Genomic DNA, 18,491 nt, shown 5'->3' with positions numbered 1-18,491 from the left:
CCTACTTCCCCTATTCCCTCACTCGAAAACAATCGCCGGCGCGGCCCGTCCCGGTGTGGCGCGTGCCGTCTCCACGCCCTGCCAGACCTTGGCGGCGATGTCGCGGTAGATCTTCGCGTGAACGCCGTCGGGCTCGCTGACCGTCACCGGCGTTCCGGCATCGGACGTCTCGCGGATATCCATGTGCAGCGGCACTTCGCCGAGAAAGGGCACGTTGAGACGCGTCGCTTCCCGGCGCGCCCCGCCATGGCCGAAAATATCGTAGCGCGTGCCGGTATCAGGGGCGATGAAATAACTCATGTTCTCGATGATGCCGAGCAGCGGCACATCGACCTTGCGGAACATGTGCAGCCCCTTGCGCGCGTCGATCAGCGCCAGGTCCTGTGGTGTCGAGACGATGACGGCGCCGGCGAGCGGCACCTGCTGGGCCATGGTCAGCTGGGCGTCGCCCGTGCCGGGCGGCATGTCGACGACGAGCACGTCGAGCTCGCCCCATTCCACCTCGCGCAGCATCTGCGTCAGCGCCGAGATGACCATCGGCCCACGCCAGATCATCGGCGTTTCCTCATCGACCAGGAACCCGATCGACATCACCTTCAGGCCGTAATTCTCCATCGGTTTCAGAACGCGGCCGGAGATCGTTTCCGGGCGGCCCGAAATGCCGAGGAGCCGGGGCATCGACGGCCCGTATATATCGGCATCGAGAATGCCGACCTTCAGGCCGTTGGCCTTGAGCCCGAGCGCCAGATTGACCGCCGTCGTCGATTTGCCGACACCGCCCTTGCCGGAGGCGACCGCAATGATGGCGCCGACGCCGGGAACGCCGGGTTTGCGCGGCGGCTGGTCATGCTGCGGCACGCGCGGCGGCGGAACCGCACCCGACGGAGCCGAGCGTTGAACGATGGTTGGCGATGATGGTTGCTGCGGTGCGGATGGGCGCGCCGGCGGCGCATCGTCGCTGGTCCTGCCGCCCTTCTTTTCCGCCGTCAGCGTAACGAGCGCACCCTCGACGCCTTGTATCTCCTTCACCACCTTTTCGGCGGCGGTACGCAGCGGCTCGAGTTCCTGCGCACGGGCAGCCGGCACGGTGATCGAGAAGAACACCTTTTTGTCGGCGATGAATATATCGGAGACGAGGCCGAGGTCGACGATGTCGCTTTCGAAATCCGGCCCGGTTATCGTCTTCAGCCGTTCAAGAACCTGTTCGCGTGTCACGCCTGTCATTTTATTCCATCCCGCCTTGAAATGCAGTGGAGCGGTTCCGATCGCTCCAATCTTATTCCCTTGAGATAATGCAGTTCGGCGCAAAGGCCAATGGCACAGCCATTCAACAATTGGGGTGAGCGGCAACTGGCGGGGGAACGATCCCGTGCCGGTTCCTTCCCTCGGCGTATTTGCGCGCCCCGCCTGCTCGCGTTTGTCGCATTCCAAAGCGTGCGGTCTTGCGTTAGGGACGTTTTGCGGCGCTTAATGCCGGAAAACGGGAAAACCATGCGCGAAACTTTGTTGAACGGGCGGAATATGGTGCGCATCTTCTGCGCGCTCGCGCTCGTTCTGCTTGCTTTTGAGCACAAACCGGTTGATCTCGGCCCGGCCAATCTCGGCTATGGCGGTCAGGTCGATCTCGCCGCCTACACCTTGCCGGATGGAACCGTTCCCGTCATTTGCCAGCCCGCAGGCGGCGATGCCGGCGATCATCATCACCGTGACGACCATTTCTACGGCAATGGCTGCGAAGCCTGCCGCATTTCAGCGGCCTTCACATGCCCGCTGCCACCGAAAACGGCGGGGCCGGTTCTCAGTCCCGGTGAAATCATCGCCATCGCGCCAGTCTCTCCCGTCATCTGGCGGGATGCCTATCCGCCCTCGGCGCCGCCCCAGGCCCCGCCTCTCGTCTGACCTGAAAAACCCGAATCCGGCCGGTTCATGATCGTTTGTGCACGGCCACCGTTGATATCGCTAATTCAGGACAAGACGATGAAAAACACGACATGCGCCGCATTCGCGGCAACGCTTCTGGCATTCACGGCCGGCGCCGCCCACGCCCACGCCACGCTCGAAAAGGGCGAGGCCAAGGCGGGCAGCGCCTATAAGGCCGTCTTGCGGGTTCCGCATGGCTGCGACGCCAAGGCAACCACCGGCGTTACCATCAAGCTGCCCGAAGGGTTCGTTTCCGCCCAGCCCATGCCGAAACCCGGCTGGAAAACCGAAGTGGTGAAGGGCGATTACCAGAAGACATATAGCGTTCACGGCAAGGAAGTTCGTTCCGGTGTGGTCGAGATACGCTGGACGAACGGCAATCTGCCGAGCGATTTCTATGACGAATTCGTCGTTGTCGGCAGGTTGGCCGATTTCGACAAGGACACGACACTCTATTTTCCTGCCACCCAGTTCTGCGGAGCGGACGCTTCGGTTACCTGGACGGAAATCCCGGCCGAGGGGCAGAACCCGCATGATCTGGAAGGTCCCGCGCCTCAGCTCAGGGTCATCGCGGCTTCCGCGGAAGAACATGCCGGCCATAGCCATGGCGGCGATGATCATACCATGCATGGCGGCGCCGAGCAGACGGCCGTCAAGGCCGGGCCGATCGAGATATCAGGTGCGTTCATCCGCGCCATGGTGCCGGGCGCCAAGGTCGGCGGCGGCTATGTCACGCTTGCCAATGATGGCGGGGAAGCCGACCGGCTTGTCGCCGTGCATTCGCCCGCGGCCAAGCGTGTCGAAACCCATGAAATGACCATGGAAAACGATGTGATGAAGATGCGCCCTCTGAAGGAAGGGATCGAATTGCCGGCCGGCGGAACCGTCGAACTGAAGCCGGGCGGCATGCATCTGATGTTCATGGATGTGGCGAAACCTTTCAGGGAAGGCGATACGGTGCCGGTTACGCTCGAGTTCGAAAAGGCCGGCAAGGTGGACGTCACCTTTAAGGTCGGCGCGGCCGGGGCATCCTCGATGGAGCATCATCACTGATGAATATCAGGATCATCCGTTACGGGCTTTGGGCGGCGATAGCCGTCCTCTGCCTGTTCCTCGTCGCAGCCTCCGGGTTCGGTAAATTCCAATCAGGTCAACAGACGGCGGAACTCGGCGTCCCGTTCAATCTGGTCGATCAGGATGGCAAGCCGATGAGCGAAAAGGCGTTCGAGGGGCATCCGAGCGTGCTGTTCTTCGGCTTCACCCACTGCCCGGATATCTGCCCCACCACGCTTTACGAGCTTGCCGGCTGGCTCGGTCAGCTGGGCGAGGAAGGCAAGGATTTGCGCGCGTTCTTCATCACCGTCGATCCCGAACGCGATACGCCGGAGGTGATGAAAGCCTATACCGGCAATTTCACCGACCGCATCACCGGGATCACCGGCGATCCGGCAGAGATGGCCAAGCTGATCGCCGGCTGGAAGATCTATGCCAGGAAGGTGCCGCTCGATGATGGCGGCTACACCATGGATCACACCGCCTCGGTTTTCCTCCTCGACCGAAACGGCCGCTTCAAGGGTACGATCGCCTATGGGGAAAGCGCTGAGACTGCATTGCAGAAACTGAAACGGCTGATCGCCGGCTGATAGGCAGAAGGGTGGGAGATGCAGCCATGATTCCATCGTAGTGGCAGCGGTTCCGCTGCGCTGACGGTGCAGAATGGTTCAACGCCACGATACCGTATAGTCGGGATATGATATAATATGACTATTTTACTCTAGAATAATTCTAACCTATTGATATTTTAAGGCTTTTTCAGAAATAGTATTTGACATTCGGGCGAACTGGCGGCTTTATGCATGCGTGCCTGCATGGGCATAGCCTTTGATGTCTGGGCCTTGAACCCGTTCGATTGGAGGACCTGATGATTGGTCTTGATGTACACCGCCTCAGCGCGGTGGAAGGGCTGTCGTGGCAGCTTGATCTGTTGCCGACAGGCCGTTTTTATCCGCAGCCGGCGCTTTCGCGTCTTGGCTTATCCGGAGCTTGTGCCAAAGCTTGTGAAAGCGTGAAAAGCATGTCCTGTCACGGCGAAATGCCGGGGAGGCGGGCATGAATATCCGCATTTCCGAGCTGAGCGGTTCCAATAGCTGCTATTTCGAGCGCATCCCCGAGAAGCTTGTCCTGGAAGGTTACCGCCGCTGGACCTCGGGCTTCGAGACCGGTTCGGTGATCCCGTGGGAAATGGCGTGGACACTCTATGCTGAAGCGCTCGGCGTCTCCGCCGGCAAGCAGGCGCTGGCCGAACTGTCGCATTTCATACGCATCCTCCAGCACTGCGCCGCCTGTCCGCTCAGGGCTTTCCCGTTCGGTTCGCACCATGTCTGCCGCGAGGAATGCCTGACGCTCGGCCTGGTTTCGGCCATGCAGAATGGTGATGAGCCGGCGGCGCACACCTGCCTTGCGGCCATCTCCTGTTCGGTACGCTGCGACGAAGTGGCCGATGCCGCCCGCATTTTCGCCGACACTCTGGCCGATTTCGGTCAGACTTTGCTGCCAATACCGAAACACGCCATCGACGACATTCTCTTCCGCCCGCAGCGGGCTACCTTTCACTAAGGAGACGGACATGAATTCACGCACCGAAAAACGTCTCGGCCTCGCCGCAGCCGCCGCGCTGACCGTCGCAACGTTCATCATGCCGGCCGGCGCCGGTATGAGTCCGGGCGCCAATATTGCCGCCGAGATTGCCCATGACCGCGCCCTGATCCGCTTCGCCTATGCCGATACGCTGCCGGTGACCAGGGATTTTTCCCACATCGTGCGCAATCATCGATAAACCGGTTCCGGTCGATATCGCGCGGCGGTCATAAGCCGCCGCGCTGTTCGCCTGCCCTGGCCCAGATGCGCGAGACGCGCGCAAGCATTTATCGGTCCAGGGCGCCTTTTGGGATATAATTCCCCGTTTCTCCCGCATCGTGCGGAAAATTTTCATAAATCCTACTAAAATAGATGGTTTATAGCGTTCCCGCATTCTCCAGTGATCTGGTAGCCTCTAATGGATATCAGCACGGAGATAGCGCAATGGTTCGATATGGTCTGTTCATCCCCTGAACAGGCGACGAGGAGGCGGCGCTTGTCCTCGGCGCCGGCGGCTGGCAGACATTCCGTCATGTGACGCTGCCGAACATCAAATGGGGCTTGCTTTATGGCGCGCTTCTCTGCAATGCCCGCGTCATGGGAGAATTCGGCGCCGTGTCGGTGGTCTCGGGCCATATTCGCGGCCATATTCGCGGATTGACCGACACCATGCCGCTGCATGTGGAAATTCTCTATAACGAATATAACCTCGTTGCCGCCTTTGCGGTGGCATGCGGCTTGCGTTGTTTGATAGGGCGGTTCCTCCTGTGCGCCAAAACGGGAACCGCGTCTAGACGCTGAAAGGATTGATGATGGATGTTCGCGCTGTCGATGTGCGCAAGGAGTTCGACCGGTTTCCGGCGCTGCACAATGTTTCGCTGGATATAGGCTCGGGCGAACTGATCGCGCTGCTGGGCCCCTCCGGCTCCGGCAAGACCACGCTCTTGCGCCTTATCGCGGGGCTGGAAACGCCGACGGAAGGGACGGTGTTCTTCGGCGACGAGGATGCCTCGCAAAAGACCGTGCAGGAGCGCAATGTCGGCTTCGTCTTCCAGCATTATGCGCTGTTCAGGCACATGACCGTCCTCGACAATGTCGGCTTCGGCCTCAAGGTGCGTCCGTCTTCGGATCGTCCGGCGAAGGGAGAAATCCGCCGCCGCGCGCTGGAGCTGCTTGATTTCGTCCAGCTGGGCGGGCTGGAGAAACGCTATCCGACACAGCTCTCGGGCGGCCAGCGGCAGCGCGTGGCGCTCGCCCGCGCCATGGCCATCGAGCCGAGGGTGCTGCTGCTCGACGAACCTTTCGGCGCACTGGATGCGCAGGTGCGCAAGGAGCTGCGGCGCTGGCTTCGCGAAATTCACGACAAGACCGGGTATACGACCGTATTCGTCACCCACGATCAGGACGAGGCGCTGGAACTGGCCGATCGCGTCGTCGTCATGAGCCAGGGCCGCATCGAGCAGATCGGCACGCCCGACGAGGTCTATGATCGGCCAAATTCACCTTTCGTCTACGGCTTCATCGGCGAATCGAGCGCGCTTCCCGTCAGGATAGAGAATGGCGTGGTGTGGTGCGCCGACCGCAATATCGGTCTGTCGGCAGGCGACGTGCCGGATGGCGAGGCGACGCTCTTTTTCCGTCCGCATGATGTCGAGCTGATCGAGAGTTCCGGCGGCTGCATCGTCGGCACGGTTGCGGCGAGCCGCCGGGCCGCCGGCACACGCCGCGTCGAACTGGAAATCGGCGGCGGGCGCGATCGCGTCGAAATAGAGGTCCCCGCCGATCATCCATCTGCCGAGAAGAGCCGCGTCGCCTTCAAACCGAAGCACTGGAAGCTCTTCCCCGCCAAGCCATGACATAGGCCTTGCGTGTATACAGCGGCCGCGGCGCGCAGAAGCGCCTTGCGGATGCGTGCCTTCTAACGCAAGATTAACATGCAGAACGATTTGTGCGTTGCGGATGAAGTGATTTAGCCGAACTCGGGACCATCCGACGCAATTTGGCCAAATCTAGTCAGCAACCACGGGTCGAGGCTGGGGCGTATCCATTCAAAGGCTTCGGTACGGAACCAGCCTGTTTGCTCCGGGTCTTCGACCCGGAACGTGAAAACTGTCTCAATTCATAAGGCTGCAAGGGCATATGCCGGCTTTGTCTTTCTCCATGTCGTCGTTCTTTTCCCGCAAGCCTGAGGGGAAGCTTCTTTCCGAGTTGCCGATTCCCATCCGCGCTCCCTACAAGTCGCCTGAAGATCTGCAGAAGCTTGCGGCGGACGTCGCGCAGAATGAGAACATCCGTCTGCCGGAATACGAGCCCTTCGCTTTCGAGAAACGGCTGTCGGAAAACGCCCGGCTGATCCTGCATGCCTATCGCTCCTCCGATGCCGCCTCCCGCGCCGGAGAAACGATCACGCCGGCCGCGCAATGGCTGCTCGACAATCATTATACCGTGGACAAGAACATCCAGCAGGTGCGCCGCGATCTGCCCACACGCTTTTTGCGCCAGTTGCCGCCTTTCCCGCCCGTCGAGGGCATGCCGCGCATCTTCGCGCTGGCCTGGCTCTACGTGGCCCATACCGACAGCAATTTTTCGCTGAAGACGCTGACGGCGATCGTCAATGGTTTCCAGACCGTGGAGCCCCTGCGCATCGGCGAATTGTGGGCGCTGCCTTCCGCCGTGCGTTTCGTTCTCATCGAGAATGCCCGCCGTCTGGCGCTGCGTGTCGATCGCGCCCGCGGAATGCGCAATGCCGCCAACAAGGTGGCCGACGAGATCGCCCTTGCCCAGTCCAAGGAGGAACTGGATCAGGTCCTGTGCAAATATGACGAAGCGGCCCGTGACAGCACTTTTGCGACGCATCTGCTCTATCGCCTGCGCGGCGGTTCGACCGATGTGGGCGCTGCCGCCGATTGGCTGGAAGAGGAACTCGAAAAGCACGGCAGCGATGCCGAGGACGCCATCATCCAGGAACATGCCCGTCAATCGACAGGCGGTGTTTCGATGGGCAACATCGTCCGCAGCCTCAAGTCGATCGATGACGTGGATTGGACCTCGTGGTTCGAGACCGTCAACGAGGTCGACACCATCCTGCGCGAGCATAGCGATTTCCAGAAACTCGATTTCCGTTCCCGCAACGCCTATCGCATCACCATCGAGAAGATGGCGCGCCATTCGCGACTGGGTGAGATCGACATCACATGGGCGGCGCTGAGGCTTGCCGAAGACGGCAACCGCGCCGAGACAGCCGGCCATGAAGAAGCCAGGGGCACCGGCGCCGTCGCATATTATCTGGCGGGCGAGGGCAGGCTCGAACTCGAGCGCATCTGCGGCTACGAGCCGCCTTTGTCGCTGCGCCTGTTGCGTTTCTATCGCAGCCTCGGGCTCTGGGGCCTCGCGGCGCCGATCGGCATCATTTCGCTGATTACGCTCGCGATCGTGCATTATTGCCTGACCAGGCTTGGCCTTTCGTCCGGCACCGTCGCGGCCTTCACGCTGCTGGCCGTCTTCCCGACGGTCGATGCCGCATACGCGTTGTTCAATTCGCTGGTGCCCTGGTTCGTCCAGCCGACGCGGCTCATCGGCTACGAATACAAGGAAGGCGTGCCGGCGGAAGCGCGCACGCTGGTGGCGGTGCCGACCTTCATCACCTCGCGTGATTCCGTCGATGAGCATATCCGCAATCTCGAGGTCCATTACCTCACCAATCCGCGCGGCGAGGTCTATTTCGCCCTGGTCAGCGATTGGCTCGACTCGGACGAGGAGATGGCGGCGGCCGATATGGAGGTCCTCGAATATGCGCGCGCCGAAATCGCCAAGCTGAACTATCACTATACCGGCGAGGGACAGCCGCGCTTCTTCATCCTGCACCGCCGCCGCCTGTTCAATCCCAAGCAGGGATGCTGGATGGGTTGGGAGCGTAAGCGCGGCAAGCTGCACGAGCTCAACCTGCTTTTGCGCGGCGATCAGGATACGAGCTTCTTCCCCGCCGATGAGCAGCTGCCATCGGGCGTGAAATTCGTCATGACGCTCGACGCCGATACAAGGCTGACGCCGGAATCGGTCACCCATCTCGCGGGCAAGCTCAGCCACCCGCTCAACCGACCGGTGATCGAGGAGAAATCGGGTAGCGTGGTTCGCGGCTACGGTATCTTGCAGCCGCGCGTCACGCCATCGCTGACGACCGGCGACGATGCATCGTTCCTGCAGCGTGTCTTCTCGGTCAATCGCGGCATCGACCCATATGTCTTCGCCGTTTCCGATGTTTATCAGGATCTCCTCGGTGAAGGCACCTTCACCGGCAAGGGTCTCTACGATGTCGACGCCTTCGAAAAGGCGATGGCGGGGCGCATCGAGGAAAACACCATCCTCAGCCATGACCTTCTCGAGGGCGGCTATGCGCGCAGCGCTCTGGTCAGCGACGTCGAAATCGTCGAGGACTACCCGACCGGGTATAATGTCGACCTATCGCGCCACCATCGCTGGGCGCGGGGCGACTGGCAGCTTCTGCCCTATCTCTTCTCGTCCGGTCGCGGCGTCACGCCGATCACGCGCTGGAAGATGGCGGACAATCTGCGCCGCTCGCTCAATCCGATCTTCTGGGTTCTCGCTTCCATCGCGGGCTGGTCTCTCCTGCCGCTCGGTGCGGCGGCGCTGTGGCAGTTTTTTCTGCTGGCGAGCATGTTCGTCGCCCCGACCTTCGGTCTGGTCACCAATCTCATACCGGCCAGCATGGACTTTTCGCTGAAGGGTCATCTGCAATCCATCCTGACCGATATGACGCTTGGCATAGCGGATGTGGCGCTGCGCACCACATTCATCGCCCACTCGGCTTTCCTGATGGCAGATGCCATCGTGCGGACGGGTTTCCGTCTCGGCGTCTCGCATCGCAATCTGCTCGAATGGCGCACGGCGGCGGAGGAGAAATCATCGCCCGATACGCTCGGTTATTATGCCAGGCTGATGTGGCCCGCGATGGCCATCGCCGGTGTGGCGTTGCTGATCCCGCTTCTGCTGGAAAGCCAGGCGGTTTTGATCGCTCTGCCCTTCGTGCTCATCTGGTTTTGCTCGCCCCTCATCGCCTGGCTCGTCAGCCGCTCGGCCAAGCCGCAGGATACGCTGGAGGTCCGCTCTTCCGACAAGGGCGATCTGCGCCGCTTCGCCCGCCGGACCTGGCGTTATTTCGAGGCATTCACCAATGAGGACCACAACCATCTGCCGCCGGACAATTTCCAGGAAGAGCCTTTCCCGATTGTCGCGCCGCGCACGTCGCCGACCAATATCGGCGTCTATCTGCTCTCCGTCGTCGCTGCCCGCGATTTCGGCTGGATCGGCTTCGCCGACACGCTGAGCCGCATCGACGGTACGCTTTCGACCGTCGAGAAGATGGAGAAATATCGCGGCCATCTCTACAACTGGTACGATACGACCAGCCTCAACCCCTTGATGCCGCTCTATGTCTCCTCGGTCGACAGCGGCAATCTGGCGGGTCATCTGGTCACGCTTTCCTCTGCGCTGGAGGAATGGGCGGAGGCGCCATCGGTCTATCTGCAGAGCGACCTCGACGGCATCCTCGACGTCAACGATATCCTCGAGGAGACGATTGCGGAAATACCCGATGACAGGCGCATCCTGCGTCCGTTGCGCCGCCGGCTCGAAGAACGCATATCGAATTTCCGCCGCGCCGTCAGATCGGTCAAGGAGGAGCCGGAGACCGCCTCCTTCCGCACGATCAACCTTTCCCTCTACGCCAATGATATCGTCCGGCTGACCGATGAGCTGAACAGCGAGATCGGAAGCCCCGAAAGCCTCGCCGCAAGCCAGTGGGCCCGCATTCTCGTCGACACCTGCAAGGCGCATACCGACGATGCCATCGGCGAGCATGACACGGACGTGCTGCGTGAGCAGCTGCGCGGCCTTGCCACGCGCGCCCGCCAGCTTGCTTTCGACATGCAGTTCGATTTTCTCGAGCGCAAGGAGCGCCGCCTGCTCTCGATCGGCTATCGCGTGCAGGAAAACGAGCTCGACGAGAGCTGCTACGATCTGCTGGCCTCCGAGGCGCGTCTGGCAAGCCTCTTCGCCATCGCCAAGGGCGACGTTCCCGTGGATCACTGGTTCCGTCTCGGACGGCTTCTCGTCCCCGTCGGCTGGAAGGGCGCGCTTCTGTCCTGGTCCGGCTCGATGTTCGAATATCTGATGCCGCCGCTGGTGATGACCGAGCCGCTCGGCTCCATGCTGGATCAGACCAACAAGCTGATCGTCAAGCGCCAGATCGAATATGCGACCTCGCGCGGACTGCCCTGGGGCATCTCGGAGGCCGCCTACAATGCGCGCGATCCGGAGATGAACTATCAATACACCAATTTCGGTGTGCCGACGCTCGGATTGAAGCGCGGCCTTTCCAAGAATGCGGTGATCGCGCCCTATGCGAGCCTGCTTGCCGCCCAATACCAGCCGGCGGAAGCGGTGGCCAATCTCAAGCGCCTGCAGGCGCTCGGCGCGCTCGGCCCCTACGGCTTCCACGATTCCGTGGATTTCACCCCGTCGCGCGTTCGCGAGGGAGAGAAATGCGCCATCGTGCGCAATTATTATGCGCACCATAGCGGCATGTCGATCATCGCCGTCGACAACGTCATATTCGACGGCCGCATGCGGGAACGCTTCCACAGCGATCCGGTGATCGAGGCGGCGGAACTGCTGCTCCAGGAAAAGGCGCCGCGCGAAATTCCGATGGTGCACGCCAAGACGGAAAATCCGATGCGTGTCGACAGCGGCGGCTTCGACGACGCGCCGATGCGCATCATCGAAACGCCGCTCAAGGCGCAGCGCGCCACGCAGCTCATGTCGAATGGCCAATATGCGGTGATGCTGACGGCCAACGGTTCGGGCTACAGCCGCTGGAACAATCTGTCGATCACCCGCTTCCAGCCGGATGCCGCCGAGGACATGCAGGGCACGTTCCTGTTCCTGCGTGATGTGGAAACCGGCAATTGGTGGTCTGCGACGGGCGAACCGACGCGCAGCGTAGAAGATGAGGCGAAGGTCGTTTTCACCGACGACAAGGCGGAGTTTTTCAAGTCCGTCGGCGATATCAACACCGTCGTCGAATGCGTCGTCGCTTCCGAATCCAACGGTGAAGGCCGCCGCATCGATATCGTCAACACCAGTGCGCGCGACCGCGTCATCGAGGTCACGTCCTACGCAGAACTGGTGTTGACCTCGGATGAGGTGGACAGCGCCCATCCGGCTTTCGCCAAGATGTTCGTCGAGACCGAGATCGCCGCCAATGGCGCGACGATCTATGCCACACGGCGCAAGCGCGCGCCGACGGATCCCGATATCCATGTCGCGCATTTCGTTGCCGACCTGACCGGCGCGGCGCGCGAAGCGGAGGCCGAAACCGACCGGCGCGTCTTCATCGGCCGCGGCCGCAGCCTGCGCAATCCGGCAGCGTTCGAGGCGGGTGCGCATCTGACCGGCAGCCAGGGATGCGTGCTCGATGCGATCGCATCGGTGCGCTGCCGCGTCCGCGTTCCCGCACGCAAGAAGGTGAGCCTGGTTTTCTGGACGCTCGCCAGCGATACACGCCAGGGCATCGAGGAAGCCGCTTCGCGCTATCGTCATCCCGAGTGCTTCGCGCGCGAGTTCTCCCTGTCATGGACCCGCTCCCAGGTGCGCCTCCACCATATCGGCATCAGCCCGTCGCAGGCCGCGGAATACCAGAAGGTCGCGACCTATCTCATCTATCCCGACCGCGCGCTCCGCCAGCCGCCGGAAACCATCGCCAGCGGCCTCGGCATGCAATCGGAGCTCTGGCCGCTCAGCATTTCAGGCGATTTTCCGATATTCGCCCTGCGCATGGACAATGACGCCGATCTCGATGTGCTGCGCGACGTGCTCAAGGCACAGGAATATTGGCGCGCCAAGGGGCTGGTAGTCGATGTCGTCGCCATCAACGAACGCTCCTTCTCCTATGCCCAGGATTTCCACCGCGGCATCGAATGGATATGCGAGAATTATCGCGCCAGGGGTGCCCTCCAGGGACCGCGCCAGCACATCTTCGCGGTACGCCGCGACCTGATGAGCGAGGCGACCTATAATACGCTGCTCGCGTCTGCCCGCATCGTCATGCACGCACAGAACGGTTCGCTCACCGAACAGCTGCGCCGCACCGAGGAGATCACCGGCGATCTGGCCGCCCGCAGCGAAAGCCTCACCGAGGCCGAAGACGCGATGGCGGCAGCCGAGCGTGCCGCCGAAACGGTGAAGGCGCCATTGCCGGTCCGCGCTGCACCGAAAAGAAAACCTGGATTGCCGGAAGGCGGAGATCTGCAGTTCTGGAACGGTTATGGCGGTTTCGACGCCGATGGTGATTATGTGGTCCGCCTCAATGGACTGCGCACCACGCCGCATCCCTGGATCAATGTCATCTCCAACCCCTCCTTCGGATTCCATGTTTCGGCCGAAGGCGCGGGCTTCACCTGGGCGGGCAACAGCCGGGACTATCAGTTGACGCCCTGGGCCAACGATCCGGTGACGAACCGTCCGGGCGAGGCGATCTATATCGTCGATCTGGATACGGGCGTCGCCTGTTCGCCGGTGGCGGCCGTGCTGCGCGACGAAACGGCGACCTATGAGGCGAAGCACGGGCAGGGCTATTCCAGCTTCTCCTCCGAGCAGGACAACATGGCGCTGACGCTGACCCACATCGTCGATCCGGAAAAGCCGGTGCGGCTTTCACGATTGCGGATCGCCAATCGCGGCAATCTGCCGAAGCGGCTGCGGGTCTATGGCTATGTCGAATGGGTGCTGGGCAATGTCCGCGCCAAAAACGCACCGTTCATCGTGCCGACGCAGGATATCAAGCTCGGTGCGCTTTTCGCCCGCAACCCCTACCATGTCGATAAATCGGGGCAAATCGCCTTCTTCGCGGCTTCGATGGCGCCGACTTCGGTGACCGCGGACCGCGTCGAGTTCATCGGCGCCACCGGTGCGGTCGAACGGCCTGATACGGTGATCCAGGGAAGACCGCTTTCCAACACGGTCGAAGCCGGCCGCGATCCATGCGCCGCTCTGGCTTTCGATCTGGAGATCGCTGCGGGTGCTGAAAAGGAACTGGTCTTCTTCATCGGCAACGCTGATGGCGAGGACGAGGCACGCCGTCTCATCACCGCTCAGAAGAAGAAATCCTTCGACAAGACGCTTCAGGCAACGCAGGCGTTCTGGCTGGATTTCCTTGGCGGCTTGCAGGTCGAAACCCCGGATCCGTCCTTCGATCTGATGGTCAATCGCTGGCTGCCCTATCAGAGCCTTGCCTGTCGCATCTGGGCGCGCGCTGCCTTCTATCAGGCGAGCGGCGCCTATGGTTTCCGCGATCAGTTGCAGGACACGCTGGCGCTTCTGGCGCTCGATCCATCGCTGGCGCGCAAGCAGCTCCTCAATGTCGCATCGCGGCAGTTCCGCGAGGGCGATGTCCAGCATTGGTGGCTGCCCGCCACGGGCGCTGGCGTACGCACGCTGATATCGGACGATGTCGTCTGGCTCGGTTATGCCGCGGCCCTTTATACCGAGGTAACGGGGGATGCCGCCGTTCTCGACGAGAAGGTGCCGTTCCTTGAAGGAAAGGCGCTCGAAGAGGGCGAGCACGACGCGTTCTATGAGCCGGCGGTGTCGGAGGATAAGGCGAGCATCTACGAGCATTGCGCGCTGGCGCTCGATCTTGCCGTCGCCCGCACCGGCCAGCATGGCCTGCCGCTGATGCTCGGCGGCGACTGGAACGACGGCATGAACCTCGTCGGCATCAACGGCCAGGGCGAGAGCGTATGGCTTGGCTGGTTCCTCGCCCACACACTGCAGAACTTCATTCCGATCGCGCGTGAGCGCAAGGACGGGGCCCGCGCAACCGCCTGGCAGCAGCATGTCGACGATCTCAAGGCTGCGCTGGAAAACGCCGGCTGGGACGGCGCGTGGTATCGCCGCGGCTATTATGACGATGGTTCACCACTCGGCTCGAAGGAAAGCGACGAGTGCCGCATCGATGCCATTGCCCAATCCTGGGGCGTATTGTCAGGCGTCGCCGATCCGCAGCGTGCCGAACAGGCGATGCAGTCGCTGCGCGAGCATCTTCTGGATGAGGAAGGCGAACTCCTGCGCCTGTTCACCCCGCCTTTCGACAAGACGGAGCGTGAACCGGGCTATATCAAGGGCTACCCGCCGGGCGTGCGCGAAAATGGTGGTCAGTACACCCATGGTGCGACCTGGGCGATCCTCGCTTTGACGCAGCTTGGACAGAATGCCGAAGCCTATCGCTGGTTCCAGATGATCAACCCGATCCATCACAGCCGCAATCCCGACAGCTATCGCGTCGAACCCTATGTGGTCGCCGCCGATATCTATTCCGTCGAGCCGCGGCGCGGGCAGGGCGGCTGGACCTGGTATACCGGCTCCGCCGGCTGGCTTTATCGGGTCGCGACGGAAGGTATCCTCGGTCTGCGCCGCCGCGCCGACCGGCTCTTCGTCGATCCGGCACTGCCGCCGGAATGGGATGGCTGCAACGTCTCCCTGCGCATCGGTGAAGCCTCCTACCGCATCACGGTCAGGACCGGCGGAAAGTCCAGGTCGCTCAAGCTCAACGGCAAGAAAGTATTGCAGCCGGAGAAGGGTATCCTGCTGAAGAAGTCGGGCGATCACGAAATTATTGTAGAGCTTCCCAAATCGGCTTCAAAAAGCTAAACGAAGGAGCGGGGTTTTCCCCGCTCTTTCATTTTCCGGCGGCTTTGATCATCTTTGCATGTCGATCCGGGTGCTGGTGGTTCAGTGCGGATGGGCTGTTCCGTCAGCAAATACGACGCGTTGCTTGACAGCGCTGTCCGGCAGCCAGCACATATCACGCGCTCCATGCCTGTCCGGCGAATGGGAGCATTCGGGGGAGACCGAGGCAGCATGGCCAAAACTGATATCGCGCGGCGCGTTTACAACCATACATGGAAGCTCGATCCGATCATCCGCAGTCTGCTGGATACGGATTTCTATAAACTCCTGATGCTGCAGATGATCTGGGGCCTCTACCCCAAGGTCGATGCGACCTTCTCCCTCATCAACCGCACGACCTCCGTGCGTCTTGCCGACGAGATCGAGGAAGCGGAACTGCGCGCCCAGCTCGATCATGCGCGTACGCTGCGCTTCGGCAAGAAGGAGATGATCTGGCTCGCAGGTAACAGCTTCTACGGTCACAAGCAGATTTTCGCGCCGGAATTCCTCGCCTGGCTCGCCGATTTCCAATTGCCGGAATATGAGCTCGTCCGCCGCGACGGCCAATACGAGCTGAACTTCCATGGCCCGTGGATGTACACGACCATGTGGGAGATACCAGCCCTCGCCATCATCAATGAATTGCGCTCCCGCGCGGCGATGAAATCGCTCGGTCCCTTCTCGCTCGACGTGCTTTATGCCCGCGCCAAGGCGAAGATGTGGAGCAAGGTCGAAAGCCTGCGCCAGCTTCCCGATCTCAAGATCTCGGATTTCGGCACGCGCCGCCGCCATTCCTTCCTGTGGCAGCGCTGGTGCGTCGAGGCGTTGAAGGAAGGTATCGGCAAAGCCTTTACCGGCACGAGCAACGTGCTGCTCGCCATGGACAACGATCTCGAAGCGCTCGGCACCAACGCCCATGAACTGCCGATGGTTCTCGCCGCCCTGTCCCGAAACGATGAGGAATTGCGCAGCGCGCCCTATCGCGTGCTGCAGGAATGGAACCGCTATTATGGCGGCAATCTCCTGATTGTGCTTCCCGATACGTTCGGCACCACCGCTTTCCTGCGCGATGCGCCGGATTGGGTGGCCGATTGGACGGGCTTCCGCCCCGACAGCGCCCCGCCGATCGAAGGTGGCGAACGCATCGTCGGCTGGTGGAAGGAGAAGGGCAAGAACCCGCGCGAGAAACTCCTGATTTTCTCCGATGCGCTCGATGTCGATACGATCAAGGAAGCCTATCACCATTTCCACGGCAGGGTCCGGATGAGCTTTGGCTGGGGCACCAACCTGACCAATGATTTTGCCGATTGCGCCCCGACGGATGTCGACGGCCTGACCGCGATCTCACTGGTCTGCAAGGTCAGCGAGGCGAACGGCCGCCCGGCTGTCAAGCTCTCGGATAATCCACGCAAGGCGACGGGCGATCCGAAGGAGGTTCAGCGCTATCTCGAATTCTTCGGCGACGAGGATCGCGTGGAGCATCTTGTGAAGGTCTAAGCAAGTCCGGGAAAAGGGCGCTCGCCCGGACTTGCGTGGGAGACAATGTGCAAGTTGGGAAGCGGGAGCGGTTTTCCACGAAAGTACGGATTACTTTCCGCCCGGACTTGTGCGAGCAAAGCCCGGACTTGTGCAAGCAAAGAATGTGTTGGCCAGACGGAGGAGATGGCACATCATGTATCTTGGAATTGATCTTGGAACATCAGGCATCAAGGCTCTGCTGATTGACGACAATCAGCGCATAACCGCTTCCGCCTCCGCTTCCCTCAGTGTCGCGCGCCCGCATTCCGGCTGGTCGGAGCAGAATCCGGCACACTGGATCGATGCGCTGGAAACCGTGCTCGACGTGATGAAATCCACGTTTCCGGCAAGGCTTGCCGCTGTGCGCGGCATCGGCCTTTCCGGCCAGATGCATGGAGCGACCCTGCTGGATGGTAATGGCGAGGTGTTGCGGCCATGCATTTTGTGGAACGATACGCGCTCTCACAAGGAAGCCGCCGCCCTCGATGCCGATCCGCGCTTCCGCGAGATCACCGGCAATATCGTCTTTCCGGGCTTCACGGCGCCGAAGCTCCTATGGGTGAAGCACAATGAACCGGAGATTTTCGCAAAGGTTGCACGGGTTCTGCTGCCGAAGGATTATCTGCGCTTATGGCTGACCGGCGAATATGTCTCGGACATGTCGGATTCGGCGGGCACCGCGTGGCTCGATGTCGGTCAGCGCCGCTGGTCGCCGGAACTCCTGGCCGCGACCGATCTTGATGAAAGCCATATGCCGTCGCTCGTCGAAGGCACGCAGATTTCCGCCATGCTCAAGCCGGATCTGGCCCGGCGCTGGGGCATGCGCGAAGACGCGGTCGTGGCCGGCGGCGGCGGCGATAATGCCGCATCGGCCTGCGGCATGGGCACGGTCTCGCCCGGCCAGGCCTTTATCTCGCTGGGCACCTCAGGCGTCCTTTTCGCGGCAAACGCCACCTATTCGCCAAATCCGGCAAGTGCGGTGCATACCTTCTGTCATGCCCTGCCGAAAACCTGGCACCAGATGGGCGTCATCCTGTCGGCGACAGATGCGCTCAACTGGTATGCGAATATTGCACGCAGCGATCCCGTCAATCTGACCGCGGAGCTGGGCGACACGCTGAAAGCGCCATCGGGCGTCACCTTCCTGCCCTATCTCTCAGGCGAGCGCACGCCCTATAACGACGCTTCGGTCCGCGGCGCCTTTGTCGGCCTTGGCCGCGAAAGTGATCGCGCCGCGCTGACGCAGGCGGTTGTCGAAGGCGTCGCCTTCGCATTTCGCGACAATCTTGAAGCGCTCGCCGCCGCCGGCACGAGGCTTGAACGGGTGACGGCAGTGGGCGGCGGCTCGCGTTCGGATTATTGGCTGCGGGCGATTGCCACGGCTCTGGAGTTGCCTGTCGACGTGCCCGCCGATGGCGATTTCGGCGGCGCTTTCGGGGCTGCCCGCCTCGGGCTGATCGCGGCGGAGAAGGCCGATCCCTGGGCGATCTGCACATTACCCTCCATTGCCGAAACCATCGAGCCGGAGCCCCGCCTGCGAGACGCCTTCGATGACGCCTATGCCCGTTATCGTGGACTTTATCCGGCGCTTCGAAACTGAAATTGGAAGCCGATACTCTTCCTTGAGCGCTTCACTTTCAGGTAAAAAGCGCTGGCGCGGTAACACCCCCCTC

11 protein-coding genes and 1 pseudogene are annotated in these 18,491 nt (G+C 61.6%); 11 read left to right on the top strand and 1 reads right to left on the bottom strand.

The features are described 5' to 3' along the window. Window positions 1-18: 18 nt before the first annotated feature. A complete protein-coding gene (locus C5748_RS11975; RefSeq protein WP_105742149.1) occupies window positions 19-1,224 on the bottom strand; it encodes an Mrp/NBP35 family ATP-binding protein in 1,206 nt (401 codons plus the stop codon). Between the two features lie 267 nt (window positions 1,225-1,491). Between C5748_RS11975 and C5748_RS11970 the strand changes: the two genes are divergently transcribed. The 11 genes and pseudogenes from C5748_RS11970 to xylB all read left to right on the top strand — a co-directional run bounded on the left by C5748_RS11970 (window position 1,492) and on the right by xylB (window position 18,418). Next, entirely contained in the window at window positions 1,492-1,899 is a 408-nt protein-coding gene (locus C5748_RS11970; protein ID WP_105742148.1) for a hypothetical protein, read from the top strand. A 78-nt stretch (window positions 1,900-1,977) separates the two neighbouring features. After that, entirely contained in the window at window positions 1,978-2,973 is a 996-nt protein-coding gene (locus tag C5748_RS11965) for a DUF1775 domain-containing protein (protein ID WP_105742228.1), read from the top strand. Next, window positions 2,973-3,563 carry an SCO family protein gene (locus C5748_RS11960; RefSeq protein WP_105742147.1) on the top strand — a complete coding sequence of 197 codons (591 nt, stop codon included), beginning with the start codon at window positions 2,973-2,975 and terminating at the stop codon, window positions 3,561-3,563. The genes C5748_RS11965 and C5748_RS11960 overlap by 1 nt, the downstream gene beginning before the upstream one ends. A 278-nt stretch (window positions 3,564-3,841) precedes the next feature. After that, the gene (locus C5748_RS27870; RefSeq protein WP_146119510.1) at window positions 3,842-4,033 is read left to right on the top strand and encodes a hypothetical protein; all 192 of its coding nucleotides are present in this window, start codon (window positions 3,842-3,844) and stop codon (window positions 4,031-4,033) included. Further along, window positions 4,030-4,536 carry a hypothetical protein gene (locus C5748_RS11955; RefSeq protein ID WP_105742146.1) on the top strand — a complete coding sequence of 169 codons (507 nt, stop codon included), beginning with the start codon at window positions 4,030-4,032 and terminating at the stop codon, window positions 4,534-4,536. The genes C5748_RS27870 and C5748_RS11955 overlap by 4 nt, the downstream gene beginning before the upstream one ends. Before the next feature lie 10 nt (window positions 4,537-4,546). Beyond that, entirely contained in the window at window positions 4,547-4,756 is a 210-nt protein-coding gene (locus C5748_RS11950) for a hypothetical protein (RefSeq protein ID WP_105742145.1), read from the top strand. Between the two features lie 275 nt (window positions 4,757-5,031). Next, window positions 5,032-5,358 (top strand): annotated as a pseudogene (locus C5748_RS11945) (ABC transporter permease subunit); the annotation flags it as partial. 11 nt (window positions 5,359-5,369) lie between these two features. Beyond that, window positions 5,370-6,413: a sulfate/molybdate ABC transporter ATP-binding protein gene (locus tag C5748_RS11940; RefSeq protein ID WP_105742227.1), complete on the top strand. Its 1,044-nt coding sequence runs from the start codon at window positions 5,370-5,372 to the stop codon at window positions 6,411-6,413. 283 nt (window positions 6,414-6,696) lie between these two features. Next, window positions 6,697-15,282 carry a glycoside hydrolase family 94 protein gene (locus C5748_RS11935; protein WP_105742144.1) on the top strand — a complete coding sequence of 2,862 codons (8,586 nt, stop codon included), beginning with the start codon at window positions 6,697-6,699 and terminating at the stop codon, window positions 15,280-15,282. 210 nt (window positions 15,283-15,492) lie between these two features. Then, complete coding sequence (pncB, locus tag C5748_RS11930) at window positions 15,493-16,797, top strand: nicotinate phosphoribosyltransferase (RefSeq protein WP_105742143.1); 1,305 nt, start codon at window positions 15,493-15,495, stop codon at window positions 16,795-16,797. A 175-nt stretch (window positions 16,798-16,972) separates the two neighbouring features. Continuing rightward, window positions 16,973-18,418 carry a xylulokinase gene (gene xylB, locus C5748_RS11925; protein ID WP_105742142.1) on the top strand — a complete coding sequence of 482 codons (1,446 nt, stop codon included), beginning with the start codon at window positions 16,973-16,975 and terminating at the stop codon, window positions 18,416-18,418. The last annotated feature ends 73 nt before the right edge of the window (window positions 18,419-18,491 follow it).

Origin of the sequence: Phyllobacterium phragmitis, from assembly GCF_002980495.1 — a bacterium.
GTDB lineage: Bacteria > Pseudomonadota > Alphaproteobacteria > Rhizobiales > Rhizobiaceae > Paramesorhizobium > Paramesorhizobium phragmitis.
Note: the sequence above shows the minus strand (reverse complement) of the source record. Positions and strands in the feature narration are given on the sequence as shown.